A 15,460-nucleotide genomic window follows, 5' to 3' on the forward strand; every position below is an offset into this window, starting at 1 on the left:
TTTTTGTATGTGTGAAACGGATTTTGGATTCAACACGATGGTAGAAATTTAATTGGAACACATCCACTTATTAACGTTTATCCTCTTCTCGTTGCATATATTTTGCTGTCCGCTGCAACGCAAATCCGAAGGCAAACAGCGAGGCGATGACGGCGGACATCGAATAGACCGAATCGATGAATGCCAGATAGATTCCGAACAGTCCAAGACCGAAACTCAATAAGAAGAGAATGAGCAGTCTCGGATGTTGTTTCAACGTCTGTTTCATCGGCTCGGGACGTTCAACTGGCAACCCGTGCCGTCCGTCACGAGAAGATTCGAATTGAACACTTGCCCGTCACTTTTCAAGACGAGCGTACGACGGTCTTCGAGGAAGTCGATTTTCATCTGTTCGTCTAAAAACACTTTCGTCCAGTTTTTGATTAAGATTGGCCCAAGATTCGAGTCGATTTCGACGTCTTCTGGAGTCGTCTCTGTGACGTATCGAATTTCAAAGATTCCACTGTTCCCACAGCCGCAACCTTCCGTCTCATAGAAAAGGTGCATCTGTCCCTTTCGTTCGCCTTTCAATGACTCGATTCGTTCGAGCGCGCGTTCTGTAATGTGTACATGCATGTGTATCACTCCTTATCTTCATTATACGCCGATTGAAAAAAGAATGAAAAAGGGATGCATCCTGTTTTCCACCTTTCGGAAAAAAGCGTACACTTAGAGTGTTGAGAAGGGGGAAAGAGAATGATTTCACGTTTTTTTAGTTATTATCGGCCACATAAAAAGCTATTTATCCTCGATTTTTCATTCGCAATTCTCGTCGGATTGCTTGAACTCGGATTTCCGCTCGCCGTTCAATGGTTCATCGACGACTTGTTGCCGGGTGGGGAATGGAACTGGATTATCATCGTCAGCATTGGTCTATTGATTCTATACATACTGGCCATGATGATGCAGTACGTCGTCAACTACTGGGGACATAAGCTCGGGATCAACATCGAGACGGACATGCGGGAAGAGTTGTTCACGCATATCCATAAACAGTCGTTCCGCTTCTTTGATAATCATAAGACCGGACATTTGATGAGCCGGGTCACGAACGACTTGTTCGATATCGGGGAAGTGGCGCACCACGGACCCGAAGACTTCTTTATCGCCATCATGACGTTGCTCGGGGCGTTCGGGATCATGTTCTCGATTGACCCGGAACTCGCACTCGTCACCGTTGTCGCGGTACCGTTCCTGATCATCATGATCACGTATGCGAATAAGAACATGAACAAGGCGTGGCAAAAGATGTACACGAACATCGGGGAAGTGAACGCGCGCGTCGAGGACAGTGTGTCCGGGGCACGCGTTGTCCAATCGTTTACGAACGAGGCGTTCGAGATTGGACGTTTCCAAAAAGACAACAACTTCTATCGCGGCTCAAAGATTGAAGCGTATCGCGTCATGAGTACGTCACTCGCAGGTATCTATATCACGACGCGTCTCATGACGTTGCTCGTCCTCGTCTACGGGGCGTACTTAACGTACGAAGGACAATTATCGTACGGACAACTCGTCGGGTTCATCTTGTACATGAACTTACTCATTAAGCCGATCGAAAAGATCACGGCGCTTCTCGAGATGTATCCGAAAGGGATGGCCGGGTTCAAACGTTTCACGCAGTTGCTCGATGAAGAGCCAGACATCGAGAACAGTGCGAATGCGATTGAAGTCGAGATGTTGAAGGGCGATATCGTCTTTGACGACGTCTCGTTTGGCTACTCGGACTACCGCCAAGTGTTGACGGATATTGACTTGTCGATCAAGGCAGGGACAACCGTGGCCTTGGTCGGAACGAGCGGGGCAGGGAAGACGACCATCTGTTCACTCATTCCTCGCTTTTACGATGTCACGAAGGGTGCCATCTCGATTGACGGGTTGGACATCCGGGACATGACGAAAGAGAGCTTACGTCGCCAAATCGGAATCGTGCAACAAGACGTCTTCTTGTTTGCGGGAACGCTACGGGAAAATATTGCGTACGGAAAGCTCGATGCGACCGATACCGACATCATGCATGCGGTCGAGAAAGCACATCTCGGGACGCTAGTCGAAGAACTCGAGCACGGCCTCGACACACAGATCGGGGAACGTGGATTGAAGCTTTCGGGTGGTCAAAAACAACGCATCGCCATTGCGCGCATGTTCTTGAAGAATCCACCGATTTTAATTCTCGATGAGGCGACCTCGGCGCTCGATACGGAGACCGAGGCGATCATTCAAGATTCATTAAATGAACTGGCAGCGAATCGAACGACGCTCATCATCGCCCACCGTTTAGCGACAGTAAAGAATGCCGATCGGATTCTCGTTGTGACGGCGGAAGGAATCGTAGAAGACGGAACGCATGAAGAACTTAGCCAAAAAGGCGGCGTCTTCACGAACTTGTTACAACGTCAACAACTATAAATCAAGGGCTGCCTGGTAGAGGGTGGCCCTTTTTGGCGTGATAACAGCATTTCGTGGGTAAATACATATGGATGAGCGAAAGAGAAGGAGGAAGATACACCATGAAAGCTGTACAAGTCGTAGGATATGGGGATGTCGATCAACTCCAAGTCGTCGATATCCCAAAACCGACACTAAAAGCGGGAGAAGTGCTGATCAAGGTACGCGCCTGCGCGATTAACAATACAGAAATTTGGATGCGAGAAGGGGCGTATGGAACTGGCGAGAAGTCAGGTTGGCGTCCGGAAGGCGTCCAGTTCCCACGCATTCCCGGTTCAGACATCACAGGTGAGGTCGTCGAGCTCGGAGATGGGATCGACCAAGGAATGATGGGTCGACATGTCGTCTTGTTCCCGTTCACTTCGAGTGGACCTGAGCGGAAAGAACATTTGTCGGACGATATGTCCTTTATTGGATCAGAGTATGACGGAGGGTATGCAGAATATGTCGCCTGGCCGGCTGACCTTTGTTTTGATATGCCACTTGATGATTTCGTCGAAAGTGCGGTCTTTTCCGTGAGCGGGCTCACAGCGTGGCATATGAACGAACAGTTACACATTCGTTCCGGTGAGACGATTGTCGTCACGGGTGCGAGCGGTGGGGTCGGCTCACTCAACGTTCAAATTGCGGCGAACGTTTTTGGTGCGAAGGTGTTCGCCATCGTCGGTGATTTGAAAAATGAGCAAGCGTTGAAAGCGTTCGGGGCGACCGAAGTGTTCTCTTATCGTTCTGAGACGCTCGCTGATGACATCATCGCTGCAAATGGTGGACCGGTCGATGCGGTGCTTGATGTCGTTGGGGATGCATTGTTTGATGTGTCTCTTCAAGTCTTGAAGAAGGGTGGGAAGTTCTGTATTTCCGGTTCTGCTGGAGGACAGACGACCCATCTCGATTTTCGGACACTCTATTTGAAGCATATCGCCATGTACGGGTCTGTGCTCGGGACTCGACATGAGTTCGCGGAGATGTTGCGGTCGATCGCAGATGGGAAGCTCAAACCGGTCATTGACCGGACCTTCACGCTCGAAGAGGCACGTGAGGCGCAGACGTATTTTAAACAATCGGGCAAGTTCGGAAAGATTGTCCTGATTCCGAACACATAAAAAGAGAGGGGAGCAATCCCTCTCTTTTTCATGCGAATTTTACTTTGAGACGATCGACGTAGGCGATAAACAGACGGAATCGCTCTAACCAGAACTGGAAGAATGGACCGATGAGGAAGATCGACAAGACGGTACCGAAGAAAAGTGGTCCTCCGAGTGCCCAACCGATGAGGCAAGCAGTCAGTTCCATCCATGTCCGCATGGCACGGACAGACGTGTTGAAACGATCTGCTAAGGCGAGCGTCAATCCGTCGCGTGGACCAGCCCCGTATCCGACAGCAACATATAGCCCGGCCCCCATTCCCATGACAAATATACCGAACGTGAGCCAAATGATATTCACCATCATCCCTTCAAAAACAGGGAGCCATTGCTCGTTTAAAATCAGGTTCATAAATACCCCGACAAACACCGCGTTGACGAGCGTGCCGAACTGAGGACGGACGCGATCGAGTATGTATTTGAATAGGACGAGTAGAAGTCCGACGCATAAGATGACAGTTCCGATTGAAATCGGGAGATGGTGGGCAATCCCGATATGGAGGACGTCCCACGTGGACACACCGAGATCTGCTGTAATCATGATGGATGACCCAAGTGCGAGTAAGAACAACCCGGTCATGAAAAGACCCCATTTGAAGAGAATACGTAAAAAGTGGATGGATCGAACGTGCACGAACATCGCCTCGTTTCAAAAGAATGATTGATTTATCTTAGCATAGGCGATGGAAAAACATGAAAAAAACGTCTCAGCTTGTTGGCTGAGACGCTGGATTTATTTCTTAGGTGATTTCTTTGCTTTGTTCTTTTTATAGTAATCGTAGACGAACGGTGCGACCGCCGTCGCGATTTTGATTAATGTTCCCATTTTGCCTTTCTTAGCCATAATGTTGCACCCCTTTCTCTTCTAAAACAATATATTCCACACAATTTGATTTTAAAAACATATCTCGAGCACATTCCAACCTCATGAATGGAATCATAACGCATCATACTAAGGAGTGGAGGAGGTCTATTGATGAAGACAATCATTTGGTACCAAAACGATTTACGTGTCGACGATCATTTGCCGCTTGAGGAAGCACTTCGCCATGACGACCCGATTGAAGGTCATTTTTTCATCAGTCCGAATCAGTTCATTGAAAATCGTTATGGTGTCATTCCGCTCGGGAACGAACGACTCCATTTCCTGAAAGAATCATTAGAGGATGTGGCCGGTTCACTCGATGCGCTCGGAATCCCATTTCACGTGCATGTCGGTCATCCGCTCGAGACGCTCGAACCGACAGATCGTCTCTTGTTTCAACGGGCCATCGGATACAATGAGCGCCGACGTGAAGAGGAGGTAATGAAAAAGTGGAAGGGGGAGTACAAAACGTTTGAAGGCTTCACATTATTTGATGAAGAATACATCCCGTTCGAGAAGATGCCGTTTCTCTTCACAGAGTTCCGAAAAGCGGTCGAATATGATGTCCGTCCTCGCGAACTGATCTCCCGGAAGGCGACGGCTGCCACGCGCGAGGTGCCGTTTTCGTTTCCGATTCAAGAAGTTGAGAAAGATCCAAGGACAGCATTTCCATTTAAAGGTGGCGAACTGGCAGCGAAGCGTCGATTAAATGACTATTTGTCCGTGCCGATTCGAACGTATAAGGAGACGAGAAATGGGTTTGGGGTCGATGACTCGACGAAGCTATCAGCGTATTTAGCGAACGGGTCGTTATCCCCACGACGGGTGTTTTTTGAACTCGAAGCGCATGAACGAACACATGGAGTAAATGAATCGACGTACTGGTTGTACTTTGAACTATTATGGCGTGAATTTTTCCAATGGGTCGCGCTCGAACAAGGGAAAAAATTGTTTCGGTCACAAGGCATTCGGTCGAAACGAAAAGACTGGCGAGTCGATCCGGATGTCGTAGAAACATGGCGACGAGGAGAGACGGGCGTCGATTTCGTCGATGCGTTCATGCGCGAACTGAATGCGACGGGATGGATGTCCAATCGGGGACGACAAATCGTGGCCAACTATTTAGCAAAGGAGTTGAAACAAGACTGGCGCTACGGGGCTTCCTACTTTGAATCAAAATTGATCGATTACGACGTGGCGAGCAATTGGGGGAATTGGGCGTACCAAGCGGGTGTCGGAAACGACTCAAGGGACCGCCGTTTCAACATCGAGCGTCAACAGTTCACGTATGATCCGGACCGTGCGTTTCGTAACAAATGGTTGTGACCAAACTGTCACGAGAAGTCGGCGTTTCTCATTGACTTCTTTTTACAGAAGCGCTATAGTTAAATCAACAGATGGGATACCTGAGGTGTACGAGAGCCGCCTTCGTTATTTTGAGCCAACACTTTGAATACGGGAGACCGAACTGCTAACCGGATCAACTGCCTCATCACGTGCAGGAGGACTTGTGAAGGAAACGCTAGGTCACCCACCTGCATACGCAGGTTCAAAAGCAAGGCATCGTCACGGCACTCCGGGCCCCATCGATTTTTTTGTAAATACGTCGCGAGACGTCTTTTTTTTGAATATAATTCCGAGTAAAATAGTATGAGAAAATAGGATTAGTTGGAGGAAGAAATATGTTACACCAGTTTTCACGTAATGAATTGGCCATCGGCTCTGAAGGCCTTGATGCTTTAAAGAATAAAACGGTCGCGATTTTAGGAATCGGTGGCGTCGGCTCGTTCGCGGCAGAGGCACTTGCACGTAGCGGTGTCGGACGCATCGTCCTCGTCGACAAGGATGACATCGATATCACGAACGTCAACCGTCAAATCCATGCACTGTTGTCGACGGTCGGTCAACCGAAAGTCGAAGCGATGGGCAAGCGTCTCCTCGACATCAACCCGGACTTAGACCTCGTCCAATTGAAAATGTTTTATACAGAAGAGACATACGAAGAGTTCTTCGCACAAAACATCGACTACGTCATCGATGCATCAGACACGATCATTTATAAGATTCATTTAATCGTAGAGTGTAAGCGTCGCGGTATCCCGGTCATCTCGAGTATGGGGATGGCAAACAAAATGGACCCGACACGTATTAAAGTCGTCGACATTAAGGATACGTCATATGACCCAATCGCGAAGATGGTCCGTACCCGTCTACGTAAAGAAAAAATCTACAAAGGCGTCCCCGTCGTCTTTTCAGATGAGTCTCCAATCGTGACGCGCGAAGACGTAAACGAAGTCGTCGGGAAGAAAGACGCGCCGATCCGCAAAGCGAAGATGCCACCGAGCTCGAACGCGTTCGTTCCATCGGTTGCAGGGCTTGTCGCTGCCGGCTATGTCATTAACGACTTGCTTGAAAAAGCTGGCGTCGAAATCAATCGCATCCAAAAATAAAACGACGCGGGCTCATTTCGAGTCGCGTCGTTTTTCCCAATAGTCGAGCCGCTTTTGAATTTGTTGCTCAAATCCACGTGGCGTCGGTTTATAGTAATTTGGTCGTTTTCTAGCCAAATTCTCTGGCCAGTAGTTTTGAGGAACGAACCCGTCTTTTTCGTCATGTGGATATTTGTATCCGACCCCGTTTCCAAGTTCACGTGCTCCTGGACTATGGGCGTCACGCAGGTGTACGGGTACAGGTCCACCCTCAACTGTCCGGACGTGATGGAGCGCCTTGTCAATCGCGGTGATAACCGCGTTCGATTTCGGTGCGGTCGCCAAATAGAGAACAGCTTCTGCGATCGGGATGCGGGCTTCCGGGAAACCGATATATTCGCTCGCACGAGCCGCCGCATCGACGATGAGTAGCGCGTTCGGATCGCTCATTCCGATATCTTCGGCGGCATGGACGTAAAGGCGACGCATGATGAAGCGTGGCGATTCGCCAGCCTCGATCATGACGGCGAGCCAGTAAAGCGCCGCATCCGGGTCAGACCCACGAATCGATTTGATGAACGCCGAGATGACGTCATAGTGTCGGTCACCCGTCTTATCGTATTTGATCGACTTCTGTTGAATCGACTCTTCCGCTACCTCAAGTGTGATGTGAATCTGTCCTTCCATTTCTGGCGTGGTCAAGACGGCGAGTTCGAGTGCGTTCAATAGGACACGGTAGTCACCATCCGCCATTTTGATATAATGGTCTGCAGCAGCTTCATCCATCTTGACGGGATAATTTCCGAGACCACGTGAGTCGTGTAGCGCCCGCTCAAGGACGATACGTAACTCCTCAGCACCTGGTGGCTCAAGTCGAAATACGGTCGCCCGTGATAAGAGAGCGGCGTTCACTTCAAAACTCGGGTTTTCGGTCGTCGCTCCGATGAGGACGAGCTTGCCGGACTCAAGGGCCGGGAGGAGCGCATCCTGCTGGAGCTTATTGAACCGGTGAATCTCATCTAAAAAGAGAATCGTCCGTTCGTCCTCATAATCATACCGGGACTCCGCTTCACGAATGACGTTCCGCAATTCATCGAGTTTGGCCGTGACGGCGTTCAATTGGACGAATGTCGCTTTCGTGTAATTCGAAATGACACGGGCGAGTGTCGTCTTCCCGGTGCCCGGTGGACCATATAAGATAATCGTACCGAGTCGGTCGGCTTCGATGGCACGGCGAAGCAGCTTGCCCTCGCCGATGATATGGCGCTGACCGATGACGTCATCTAACGTTTCGGGGCGCATGCGGTTGGCGAGCGGTCCGCCATTCGATTGATGAAACAAATCAGGCATACGTAACCATTCCTTTCGACAAACGTTTGTTCGATTAGTATAACAGAAGGAGACTTGAAGATGAAAATATCTACAAAGGGCCGCTATGGCTTAACGATCATGATTGCATTGGCGCGTGAGACAGACAACAAGCCGCTCAGCTTAAAGAAGATTGCGGCACGCCATGAGTTGCCGGAGCATTATTTGGAGCAGTTGATCGGCCCTCTCCGTAATGGGGGACTCGTCAAGAGTGTACGCGGTGCGTACGGCGGCTATCAGCTCGTCAAACCGGCAGAAGATGTGACGGCGGGTGAAATCATTCGGTTGCTCGAGGGACCTTTAGCCATCGTCGAAGATTCTGAAGCAGATGATGCGGTGAAACGAAAGCTATGGGATAAAATCAAAGATGCCATCGATACCGTCCTTGACGAAACGACACTTGCGGATCTCGCTGAAGAAGAGTCAGATGGCTACATGTTTTATATTTAAGAACGAGGTGACCTTAGATGAACTATTTTGATCACGCTGCGACGACGCCGATGCGACCGGAAGTCCTCGAAGCGATGACACCGTACTTTTTAGAAACATACGGGAACGCATCGAGCATCCACGGAATCGGGCGTAACGCTCGGGCGGCACTCGATTCGTCTCGTCGCGTCCTTGCCAAATGGATTGGTGCTTCACCGAACGAAATCGTCTTCACATCAGGTGGGACGGAGTCGGATAACTATGCCTTATTCGGTGCGGCATATGCCCACAAAGAAAAGGGCACACACATCATCACGACAAAAGTCGAGCACCATGCCGTCCTTCATGCAATGGAACAGCTCGAGCGTGAAGGTTTCGACGTCACATATCTTGATGTCGATGCCTCAGGAGCGGTCGATATAGAAGCGTTCCGGGCCGCGTTACGAGATGACACGATTCTCGTATCGATTATGTACGGAAACAATGAGGTCGGGACACGCCAGCCGATTCAAGAAATCGGGGAGTTGTTACAAGACCATCAGGCTCTCTTCCATACCGATGCGGTACAAGCGCTCGGTACAGAAGAAATTGATGTGAAGGCGATTCATGTCGATTTATTGTCGGCGTCCGCACATAAAGTGAATGGACCAAAAGGTATCGGTTTTCTTTTCATGAAAACAGGTGTAAAATTAGCGTCACGTTCTTTTGGTGGACAACAAGAACGTAAACGTCGAGCCGGCACGGAAAATGTTCCGGGTGCCGTCGGATTCCAAAAAGCAGCTGAACTCGTCATGACAGAGCGTGAAGACCGAGTGGCTCTCTATGAGTCGCTCGATCTCGCACTGCGTCAACGCCTTGACGAACTAGGCGTCACTTATGAGGTGAATGGATCAAATCGTTTACCTCACATCGTGAACTTATACCTTCCTGGAATTGACCTTGAACCCTTCCTCATCATGATGGATATGCGGGGCATGGCGATTTCAAGCGGAAGTGCCTGCACGGCAGGGTCGGTCGAACCGTCCCACGTATTGTCGGCGATGTACGGGGATTCTGAGCGGACACGTCAGTCTGTTCGAATCAGTTTTGGCCACGGCAACTCGGTCGAGGACGCGAAACGGCTCGCGGAGCGACTTCAAGAAGTCGTCTCGACATTTATGAACGGAGTGAGATAGATGAATTTACGCACGAAAGCCCCTGAAGAGACGACGGTCGTCGTCGGCATGTCAGGTGGCGTCGATTCATCGGTGACGGCCCATGTGTTAAAAGAGCAAGGGTATAACGTCATCGGGATTTTTATGAAAAACTGGGACGACACGGACGAGAACGGTGTGTGTACGGCGACAGAGGACTATGAAGACGTCATCGCCGTCGCGAACCAAATCGGGATTCCGTATTACGCGGTCAACTTTGAAAAAGAATATTGGGACCGTGTCTTTGAATATTTCTTGGCAGAATATCGTCTCGGTCGTACACCGAACCCGGACGTCATGTGTAACAAAGAAATTAAATTCAAGGCGTTCCTTGACCATGCGCTTCGACTCGGTGCCGACTTTGTCGCAACCGGACACTATGCACAAGTGGAATACGTCGATGGCGAACACCGCTTGTTGCGCGGGAAAGACGACAACAAAGACCAAACGTATTTCTTGAATCAGTTGTCGCAAGATCAACTCGCGCGGACGATGTTCCCGATCGGTCATATGGACAAGAAAGATGTACGTGTCATTGCTGAAGAAGCAGGACTCGCGACAGCGAAGAAAAAAGATTCGACGGGAATCTGCTTTATCGGTGAGCGGAACTTTAAAGAGTTCCTGTCGGAATACCTTCCGTCACAACCTGGTGAAATGCGGACGCTCGACGGTGTCGTCAAAGGACGTCATGACGGGTTGATGTATTACACGCTCGGACAACGTCATGGTCTCGGCATCGGTGGCGACGGGGACCCTTGGTTCGTCGTCGGGAAAGATGTCGAGAACAATGTCTTGTTCGTTGGACAAGGCTTCCATCACGATGCGCTCTATTCAGATGCGCTCCTCGCTTCGAAACTTTCATGGACGGGAGCTGCTCCTGCAGGAGAGTTCCGGGCAACGGCGAAGTTCCGTTATCGTCAACAAGATGTCCCGGTCACGGTCGCTCCGCTCGAAAATGGCGAAGTCCTCGTCAAGTTCGATGAGCCACAACGTGCCATCACGCCAGGACAAGCGGTCGTCTTCTATGACGGCGACGTCTGTCTCGGTGGGGCAACGATTGACGAAGCGTACCGAAACGGAAAACGACTCGACTATATCGGATGAGGTGATTGATATGAACGCAAACGAACAAGGCATCCAAGCGATGCAGCAAGGTGAATTCGAACAGGCAGCCAAACATTTCAACGAGGCGATTGAAGCGAACCCGACGGACCCGACTGGTTTCGTCAACATGGGGACGTTGCTTCAGGCGATCAACGATTACGATCGTGCCGTCATCTTCTATGACAAAGCGATTGAACTCGATGGATCGTTCGGTGCCGCGCACTATGCGAAAGGTGCCCTTGCCTATGAACTTGAGCAATTGGAGTCAGCAGAGGCGTCGCTTCGCCAAGCGCTTCTTTCAGGGATGGACGATGCCGATCTTCATTTCATGCTCGGTTTGACGTACAAGGCGATGGGTGACTTCGTCCGCGCGATGCCACGCCTACGTGAAGCGAAGAAGCAATCGCCGGAAGACGTGGAAATCACGTTCCAATACGGACTTGCCCTCGCACAAAGTGAACAGCTCGAAGAGGCGGTCGTCGCGTTAGAAGAGACACTCGACCTCGATGCGAGTCATACGGATGCTCGTTACAACTTGGCAATCGCGTATGCTTTCTTGGGTGACCAGGAACGGACGTATTCCGAGCTACAACGCGTCCTTGAGATGCAACCAGACCATGAACTCGCACGTGACGCCATCGCGAAGATGGATGCACTGCTTGGAAACTGAAACGTATGAAGACGAAAGTGCCATCGCAATAGAGCGATGGCACTTTTTTAGGGATCGAAATCAAAGTTGTTTCGTCGTGATTTTAACGGGTTCTCCGGCAAACTCGCCGTATGCCTCGTCCATATTTTTCGTATACAGTTCGATGATGTTACGACTCGGGTCTTTAAAGTACGCCGAGCGTTCTTTTCCGTTCTTCGTCTCATCCTCGTCCCACGTCCGAAGTTTTACAGGGACATCCGTTTCATCTAGAATTTCGAGTGCCTGTTCAAACGACTCCATCGGAACGAAAAATGCGCAGTGAACATGGACGCCACCTTCATCGTAGAGCGTGTCCCATTCCGTCACGTCTTGTTTCCGGTTCGCATCCTCTTCTTCTGTGAAGTTCCGTTTTAACCAAAGCCCTAGTCGTGTATTACCTCCAATATAGAGCCACGTTGCCCACGGTTCGTTCGCCTGTTCTTGTGACTCGCTCGGTTCGGCATCGTCTCCGACCCATTGTTCGACGACAGGAAGACCTAATTTTCCATGCCAAAAGGCTACGGCTTCGTTCATGTCTGTCACTTCTAACACGAGTTCGCATAATCCGCTGACTGGAATTCGATTGCCCATAGATGATTCCTCCTTCAATGTGTCATTCGAACAGTTCCCCGTTTCATTAAATCAAAAACGCGACTAGCTGTGTTAAAGGGGGGGAATGACAACCTATAGAAGGAGGTCGAGTGGCTTGCGAAAATTCAGCATGGTCAGTGTGATCCTATTTTTTATTGTCGAATTTGTGTGGTTGAATCAATTATTTGAATCGGTAAATGAACGATTAGCGAACGGGAAATGGACGAACACGATTTTATATCAAGTGGTCGTTGAACCACGAGGACTCTTAACGTTATTACTCCTTTTGTTTGTGGCGCTCCTCATTGTCGGATGGATTGTTCATTATGTGTACAGTGAACAGAAGTCTTGGCAGGATACGTCTGAACATGTCGGTGTGGGGTGGGTCGTTCCATTGATTCTTGCAGTACTCGGATTCCTTATTCCGAACGTATACGTCCAAGTCGGGATGTTACTTTTACAATTGACGTTCATCCCGCTCATCCCATTCATCCATCAGACCGTCCCATTTTGGAAAGTCGTGACGAACTGGTTGATTCAACTAATGGTCATCGGACTCGTCTTGTTTGGGGCGAGGGGGATGCTTGAGGACTCGATTCGCATTGAAAAGACCGAGCTTTTCACAAAACTCGAGGCATATCAGGCGTCTGGGGACTTGGATAGGATTCAGCGTTTAATGGAAGAAGTGGACCTAGAACAAGTCGAACGCATCTTGGACCGAGTAGACCTTGAACAACTCATTCGTATTTTGGAAGTCGTCGATCTCGACCGAATCGAGCAAATCTTGAGTCTGTTCGACTAGGGTATTTGTTCAATCGATTCATCTCGGGCTATAATGGATGGTGGAAAAATAGCTGGAGGTGTCGGATATGATGGCAGCACCTTATGAGTTGACTGGAAAAGTCATTCGAGTCCTGTTTCAATCAGAAGAAGAGGCGCATACGATTGCGCTCGTACGTATAAAAGAAAAGAATTTTGAGACGGACGAGACCGAGATGGTCATCGCAGGCGTCGGGGTTGGCATCGAGAAAGGCGAGACGTATAAGGCGCACGGTCGTCTCGTTGATCATCCTCGATTCGGGAAACAGATGAAGGCGGATTGGATTCGCCGTGTCGTCCCGATGACGAAACGAGCTGCCGTCCGCTTTTTGACGAACGGGTCTTTCCCTGGAATCGGTCAAAAGACGGCACAGAAGATTGCGGATTCACTCGGCGACGATTGTATCGATCAAATCGTGAGACATCCGAGCATCCTGTCCGAAGTCGACGGATTGAAAGAAAAGCAGGCGCGTGTCATCACCGAGCGCCTGAACGTCTTATACGGGGTCGATCAGTTGCTTTTATTTCTCGCTCCGTTCGACGTGACACCACGTCTTGCCTCAAAAATCCATAAAGAGTACGAAGGACGGGCGATGGAGACGATTGAGAAAAATCCGTATGCGCTCATGTACGATGTACAGGGAATCGGCTTCAAGACGGCGGATGCGATTGCGGCGCACTTCGGAATTCAAGGCATTCATCCCGAACGCATTGCGGCAGCGGTGCTTTACGTATTAGAACTTGAACAAGGGAACGGTCATCTTTATGTGACGGCGGAGCAACTTGAAGCGGAGATGCCTCGAATCATCGGGGCCGATCCGGGTGATGCGCTCGTCACGGCATTAGAGTCGCTCGCCAAAGAAGAACGGGTCGTCATCGATGACGGGGTCGTCTATCACCCTCGTGTGTTCCATGCTGAGCGGAAGGCGGCAGAGGAATTGGCACGCATCATGGCGACGTCGACGACTGAAGACGTGGACATGACGACCATCTTTGACGCGATTGGACGTGTCGAGGAGATGTTCTCGATTGAATATGCGACTCAACAACGAGAAGCCATCGAACTCGCGCTCAAATCACCACTCATGGTTCTGACTGGAGGGCCGGGTACCGGGAAGACGACGGTCGTCCGAGGCATCATTCATGCACTCAGTGACGTCTTTGATTGGAAATTAGACCCCGTTCCGAACCAGCCGTTCCCGTTCGTCTTGGCCGCACCAACGGGGCGAGCAGCGAAACGCCTCAGTGAGTCGACAGGGTTACCGGCCTCGACAATCCACCGTCTGTTGAAGTTCGACGGAAGTTCGTTCCAAGTCGATGAGACGAATCCGCTTGTCGGGAAAGTGCTCATCGTCGATGAGGCGTCGATGATTGACATCTTCTTGTTCCGAAGTTTGCTCAAAGCAGTACCAAACGGCATGAAGATTTTGTTCGTTGGAGACCGCGATCAGCTCCCGTCTGTCGGACCGGGGCAAGTACTTGCCGATTTGATGGCGACGGAAGGGATTCCGGTCGTCCGCCTTGACGTCGTCCACCGTCAGGCGTCGGAGTCGAGCATCCTTCGTCTCGCCCATTCCTTGAACGCGAAGAAAATGCCAGACGATTTGTTGGCGGCGCTACCGGACCGACGTTTCTATACGGCGAACCAAGAGACGGCGCTTCAAGCGATTTGTCAGATGGCGGGAGCGGCCCTTCGGAAAGGGTATTCACCATTTGATATCCAAGTGCTCGCACCGACATATCGAGGGGTGTGTGGAATTGACGGACTGAATGAAGCACTCCAAAACGTATTCAATCCAAAATCGAGTGCCCGTGAAGTGAAGCATGGGACACGCATTTACCGAAATGGCGATAAAGTGCTTCAGCTCGTCAACAACGCCGAGGAGAACGTCTATAACGGGGACATCGGGGAAATCACGAACATCTTCTACGCGAAGGAAAACGTCGATAAAGTCGACAAGATTTATATCCGATTCGACCAGACAGAGGTCGAGTACAACCGTAGTGATTGGGACCAGTTCACCCACGCATACGCCATTACAATCCATAAGTCACAAGGATCCGAGTTTCCGATCGTGCTCATGCCGGTCTTCTTTAACGGTGGCTTCCGGTCGTCGCGTAACTTGATTTATACAGCCGTGACCCGGGCGAAGAAAAGTTTACTGTTGTTCGGGGACGTACGGGCACTCGAGGCGGCGACACGTGAAGAGGAACCCGTACGACGGACGAAATTGGTAGAACGGTTAGGCGGGAAGTCTTGACGTCTTTCCGAACGCGTGTGATAATGACGAATAGACAACTGAAACGATACAGACGATGAAGGAAATGAGTACGTCGTCACC

15 protein-coding genes and 1 other RNA gene are annotated in these 15,460 nt (G+C 50.2%); 11 read left to right on the top strand and 5 right to left on the bottom strand.

Going from position 1 to position 15,460, the window contains the following annotated elements; all coding sequences use genetic code 11:
• Positions 1-70: 70 nt before the first annotated feature.
• The gene (locus tag KNO90_RS08395) at positions 71-292 is read right to left on the bottom strand and encodes a hypothetical protein (protein WP_215113444.1); all 222 of its coding nucleotides are present in this window, start codon (positions 290-292) and stop codon (positions 71-73) included.
• Positions 265-615, bottom strand: coding sequence for an iron-sulfur cluster biosynthesis family protein (locus KNO90_RS08400; RefSeq protein ID WP_214739752.1), 351 nt, complete (start codon positions 613-615; stop codon positions 265-267). The genes KNO90_RS08395 and KNO90_RS08400 overlap by 28 nt, the downstream gene beginning before the upstream one ends.
• 120 nt (positions 616-735) lie before the next feature.
• Here KNO90_RS08400 and KNO90_RS08405 point away from each other — a divergent pair, with 120 nt between their 5' ends.
• Entirely contained in the window at positions 736-2,448 is a 1,713-nt protein-coding gene (locus tag KNO90_RS08405; RefSeq protein ID WP_214739754.1) for an ABC transporter ATP-binding protein, read from the top strand.
• A 101-nt stretch (positions 2,449-2,549) separates the two neighbouring features.
• Positions 2,550-3,590 carry an alcohol dehydrogenase family protein gene (locus KNO90_RS08410; protein WP_215113445.1) on the top strand — a complete coding sequence of 347 codons (1,041 nt, stop codon included), beginning with the start codon at positions 2,550-2,552 and terminating at the stop codon, positions 3,588-3,590.
• 28 nt (positions 3,591-3,618) lie between these two features.
• On the opposite strand, the gene KNO90_RS08415 is transcribed toward KNO90_RS08410, so the two are convergent.
• On the bottom strand, positions 3,619-4,272 hold the full coding sequence (locus KNO90_RS08415; protein ID WP_214737579.1) for a DUF6198 family protein: 654 nt from the start codon (positions 4,270-4,272) through the stop codon (positions 3,619-3,621).
• Positions 4,273-4,608: 336 nt separating this feature from the next.
• Here KNO90_RS08415 and KNO90_RS08420 point away from each other — a divergent pair, with 336 nt between their 5' ends.
• The 3 genes from KNO90_RS08420 (at position 4,609) to KNO90_RS08430 (ending at position 6,947) form a co-directional block, all read left to right on the top strand.
• Positions 4,609-5,823 carry a DASH family cryptochrome gene (locus tag KNO90_RS08420; RefSeq protein ID WP_215113446.1) on the top strand — a complete coding sequence of 405 codons (1,215 nt, stop codon included), beginning with the start codon at positions 4,609-4,611 and terminating at the stop codon, positions 5,821-5,823.
• A gap of 74 nt (positions 5,824-5,897) precedes the next feature.
• Positions 5,898-6,084: non-coding RNA, 6S RNA (ssrS, locus tag KNO90_RS08425), on the top strand.
• Positions 6,085-6,179: 95 nt separating this feature from the next.
• On the top strand, positions 6,180-6,947 hold the full coding sequence (locus tag KNO90_RS08430; protein WP_214819470.1) for a tRNA threonylcarbamoyladenosine dehydratase: 768 nt from the start codon (positions 6,180-6,182) through the stop codon (positions 6,945-6,947).
• Between the two features lie 12 nt (positions 6,948-6,959).
• Here KNO90_RS08430 and KNO90_RS08435 read toward each other — a convergent pair whose 3' ends face one another.
• Positions 6,960-8,276, bottom strand: coding sequence for a replication-associated recombination protein A (locus KNO90_RS08435; RefSeq protein ID WP_214739760.1), 1,317 nt, complete (start codon positions 8,274-8,276; stop codon positions 6,960-6,962).
• A gap of 60 nt (positions 8,277-8,336) precedes the next feature.
• On the opposite strand from KNO90_RS08435, the gene cymR reads away from it, so the two are divergent.
• From cymR to KNO90_RS08455, 4 genes are read left to right on the top strand one after another with little or no spacing between them, the layout of a single operon-like run.
• Positions 8,337-8,744 carry a cysteine metabolism transcriptional regulator CymR gene (cymR, locus tag KNO90_RS08440; RefSeq protein WP_214739762.1) on the top strand — a complete coding sequence of 136 codons (408 nt, stop codon included), beginning with the start codon at positions 8,337-8,339 and terminating at the stop codon, positions 8,742-8,744.
• Positions 8,745-8,761: 17 nt separating this feature from the next.
• Positions 8,762-9,898 (top strand): cysteine desulfurase family protein, encoded by a 1,137-nt coding sequence (locus tag KNO90_RS08445; RefSeq protein WP_215113447.1) that lies wholly within the window; start codon positions 8,762-8,764, stop codon positions 9,896-9,898.
• Positions 9,899-11,020 (top strand): tRNA 2-thiouridine(34) synthase MnmA, encoded by a 1,122-nt coding sequence (gene mnmA, locus KNO90_RS08450; RefSeq protein WP_214739766.1) that lies wholly within the window; start codon positions 9,899-9,901, stop codon positions 11,018-11,020.
• Between the two features lie 10 nt (positions 11,021-11,030).
• Positions 11,031-11,690 carry a tetratricopeptide repeat protein gene (locus tag KNO90_RS08455; protein WP_214739768.1) on the top strand — a complete coding sequence of 220 codons (660 nt, stop codon included), beginning with the start codon at positions 11,031-11,033 and terminating at the stop codon, positions 11,688-11,690.
• 60 nt (positions 11,691-11,750) lie between these two features.
• Here the strand turns inward: KNO90_RS08455 and KNO90_RS08460 are convergent, their stop codons facing one another.
• A complete protein-coding gene (locus KNO90_RS08460; protein WP_214739770.1) occupies positions 11,751-12,299 on the bottom strand; it encodes a VOC family protein in 549 nt (182 codons plus the stop codon).
• 115 nt (positions 12,300-12,414) lie between these two features.
• On the opposite strand from KNO90_RS08460, the gene KNO90_RS08465 reads away from it, so the two are divergent.
• Together KNO90_RS08465 and recD2 are read left to right on the top strand one after the other, a co-directional pair.
• Positions 12,415-13,101, top strand: a complete 687-nt coding sequence (locus KNO90_RS08465) for a hypothetical protein (protein ID WP_214739772.1) — start codon at positions 12,415-12,417, stop codon at positions 13,099-13,101.
• 70 nt (positions 13,102-13,171) lie between these two features.
• Positions 13,172-15,379 (top strand): SF1B family DNA helicase RecD2, encoded by a 2,208-nt coding sequence (recD2, locus tag KNO90_RS08470; RefSeq protein ID WP_251127410.1) that lies wholly within the window; start codon positions 13,172-13,174, stop codon positions 15,377-15,379.
• The last annotated feature ends 81 nt before the right edge of the window (positions 15,380-15,460 follow it).

The sequence above is a fragment of the Exiguobacterium sp. s63 genome (assembly GCF_018617335.1).
Lineage (GTDB): Bacteria > Bacillota > Bacilli > Exiguobacteriales > Exiguobacteriaceae > Exiguobacterium.

Bases quoted from the DNA above. Each gene is read 5' to 3' on its own strand.
- KNO90_RS08420 (WP_215113446.1), top strand. From the start codon at position 4,609: ATGAAGACAATCATTTGGTACCAAAACGATTTACGTGTCGACGATCAT.
- mnmA (WP_214739766.1), top strand. From the start codon at position 9,899: ATGAATTTACGCACGAAAGCCCCTGAAGAGACGACGGTCGTCGTCGGC.
- recD2 (WP_251127410.1), top strand. From the start codon at position 13,172: ATGGCAGCACCTTATGAGTTGACTGGAAAAGTCATTCGAGTCCTGTTT.
- KNO90_RS08445 (WP_215113447.1), top strand. From the start codon at position 8,762: ATGAACTATTTTGATCACGCTGCGACGACGCCGATGCGACCGGAAGTC.
- cymR (WP_214739762.1), top strand. From the start codon at position 8,337: ATGAAAATATCTACAAAGGGCCGCTATGGCTTAACGATCATGATTGCA.
- KNO90_RS08415 (WP_214737579.1), bottom strand. From the start codon at position 4,272: ATGTTCGTGCACGTTCGATCCATCCACTTTTTACGTATTCTCTTCAAA.
- KNO90_RS08435 (WP_214739760.1), bottom strand. From the start codon at position 8,276: ATGCCTGATTTGTTTCATCAATCGAATGGCGGACCGCTCGCCAACCGC.
- KNO90_RS08460 (WP_214739770.1), bottom strand. From the start codon at position 12,299: ATGGGCAATCGAATTCCAGTCAGCGGATTATGCGAACTCGTGTTAGAA.
- KNO90_RS08400 (WP_214739752.1), bottom strand. From the start codon at position 615: ATGCATGTACACATTACAGAACGCGCGCTCGAACGAATCGAGTCATTG.
- KNO90_RS08430 (WP_214819470.1), top strand. From the start codon at position 6,180: ATGTTACACCAGTTTTCACGTAATGAATTGGCCATCGGCTCTGAAGGC.
- KNO90_RS08455 (WP_214739768.1), top strand. From the start codon at position 11,031: ATGAACGCAAACGAACAAGGCATCCAAGCGATGCAGCAAGGTGAATTC.
- KNO90_RS08405 (WP_214739754.1), top strand. From the start codon at position 736: ATGATTTCACGTTTTTTTAGTTATTATCGGCCACATAAAAAGCTATTT.
- KNO90_RS08410 (WP_215113445.1), top strand. From the start codon at position 2,550: ATGAAAGCTGTACAAGTCGTAGGATATGGGGATGTCGATCAACTCCAA.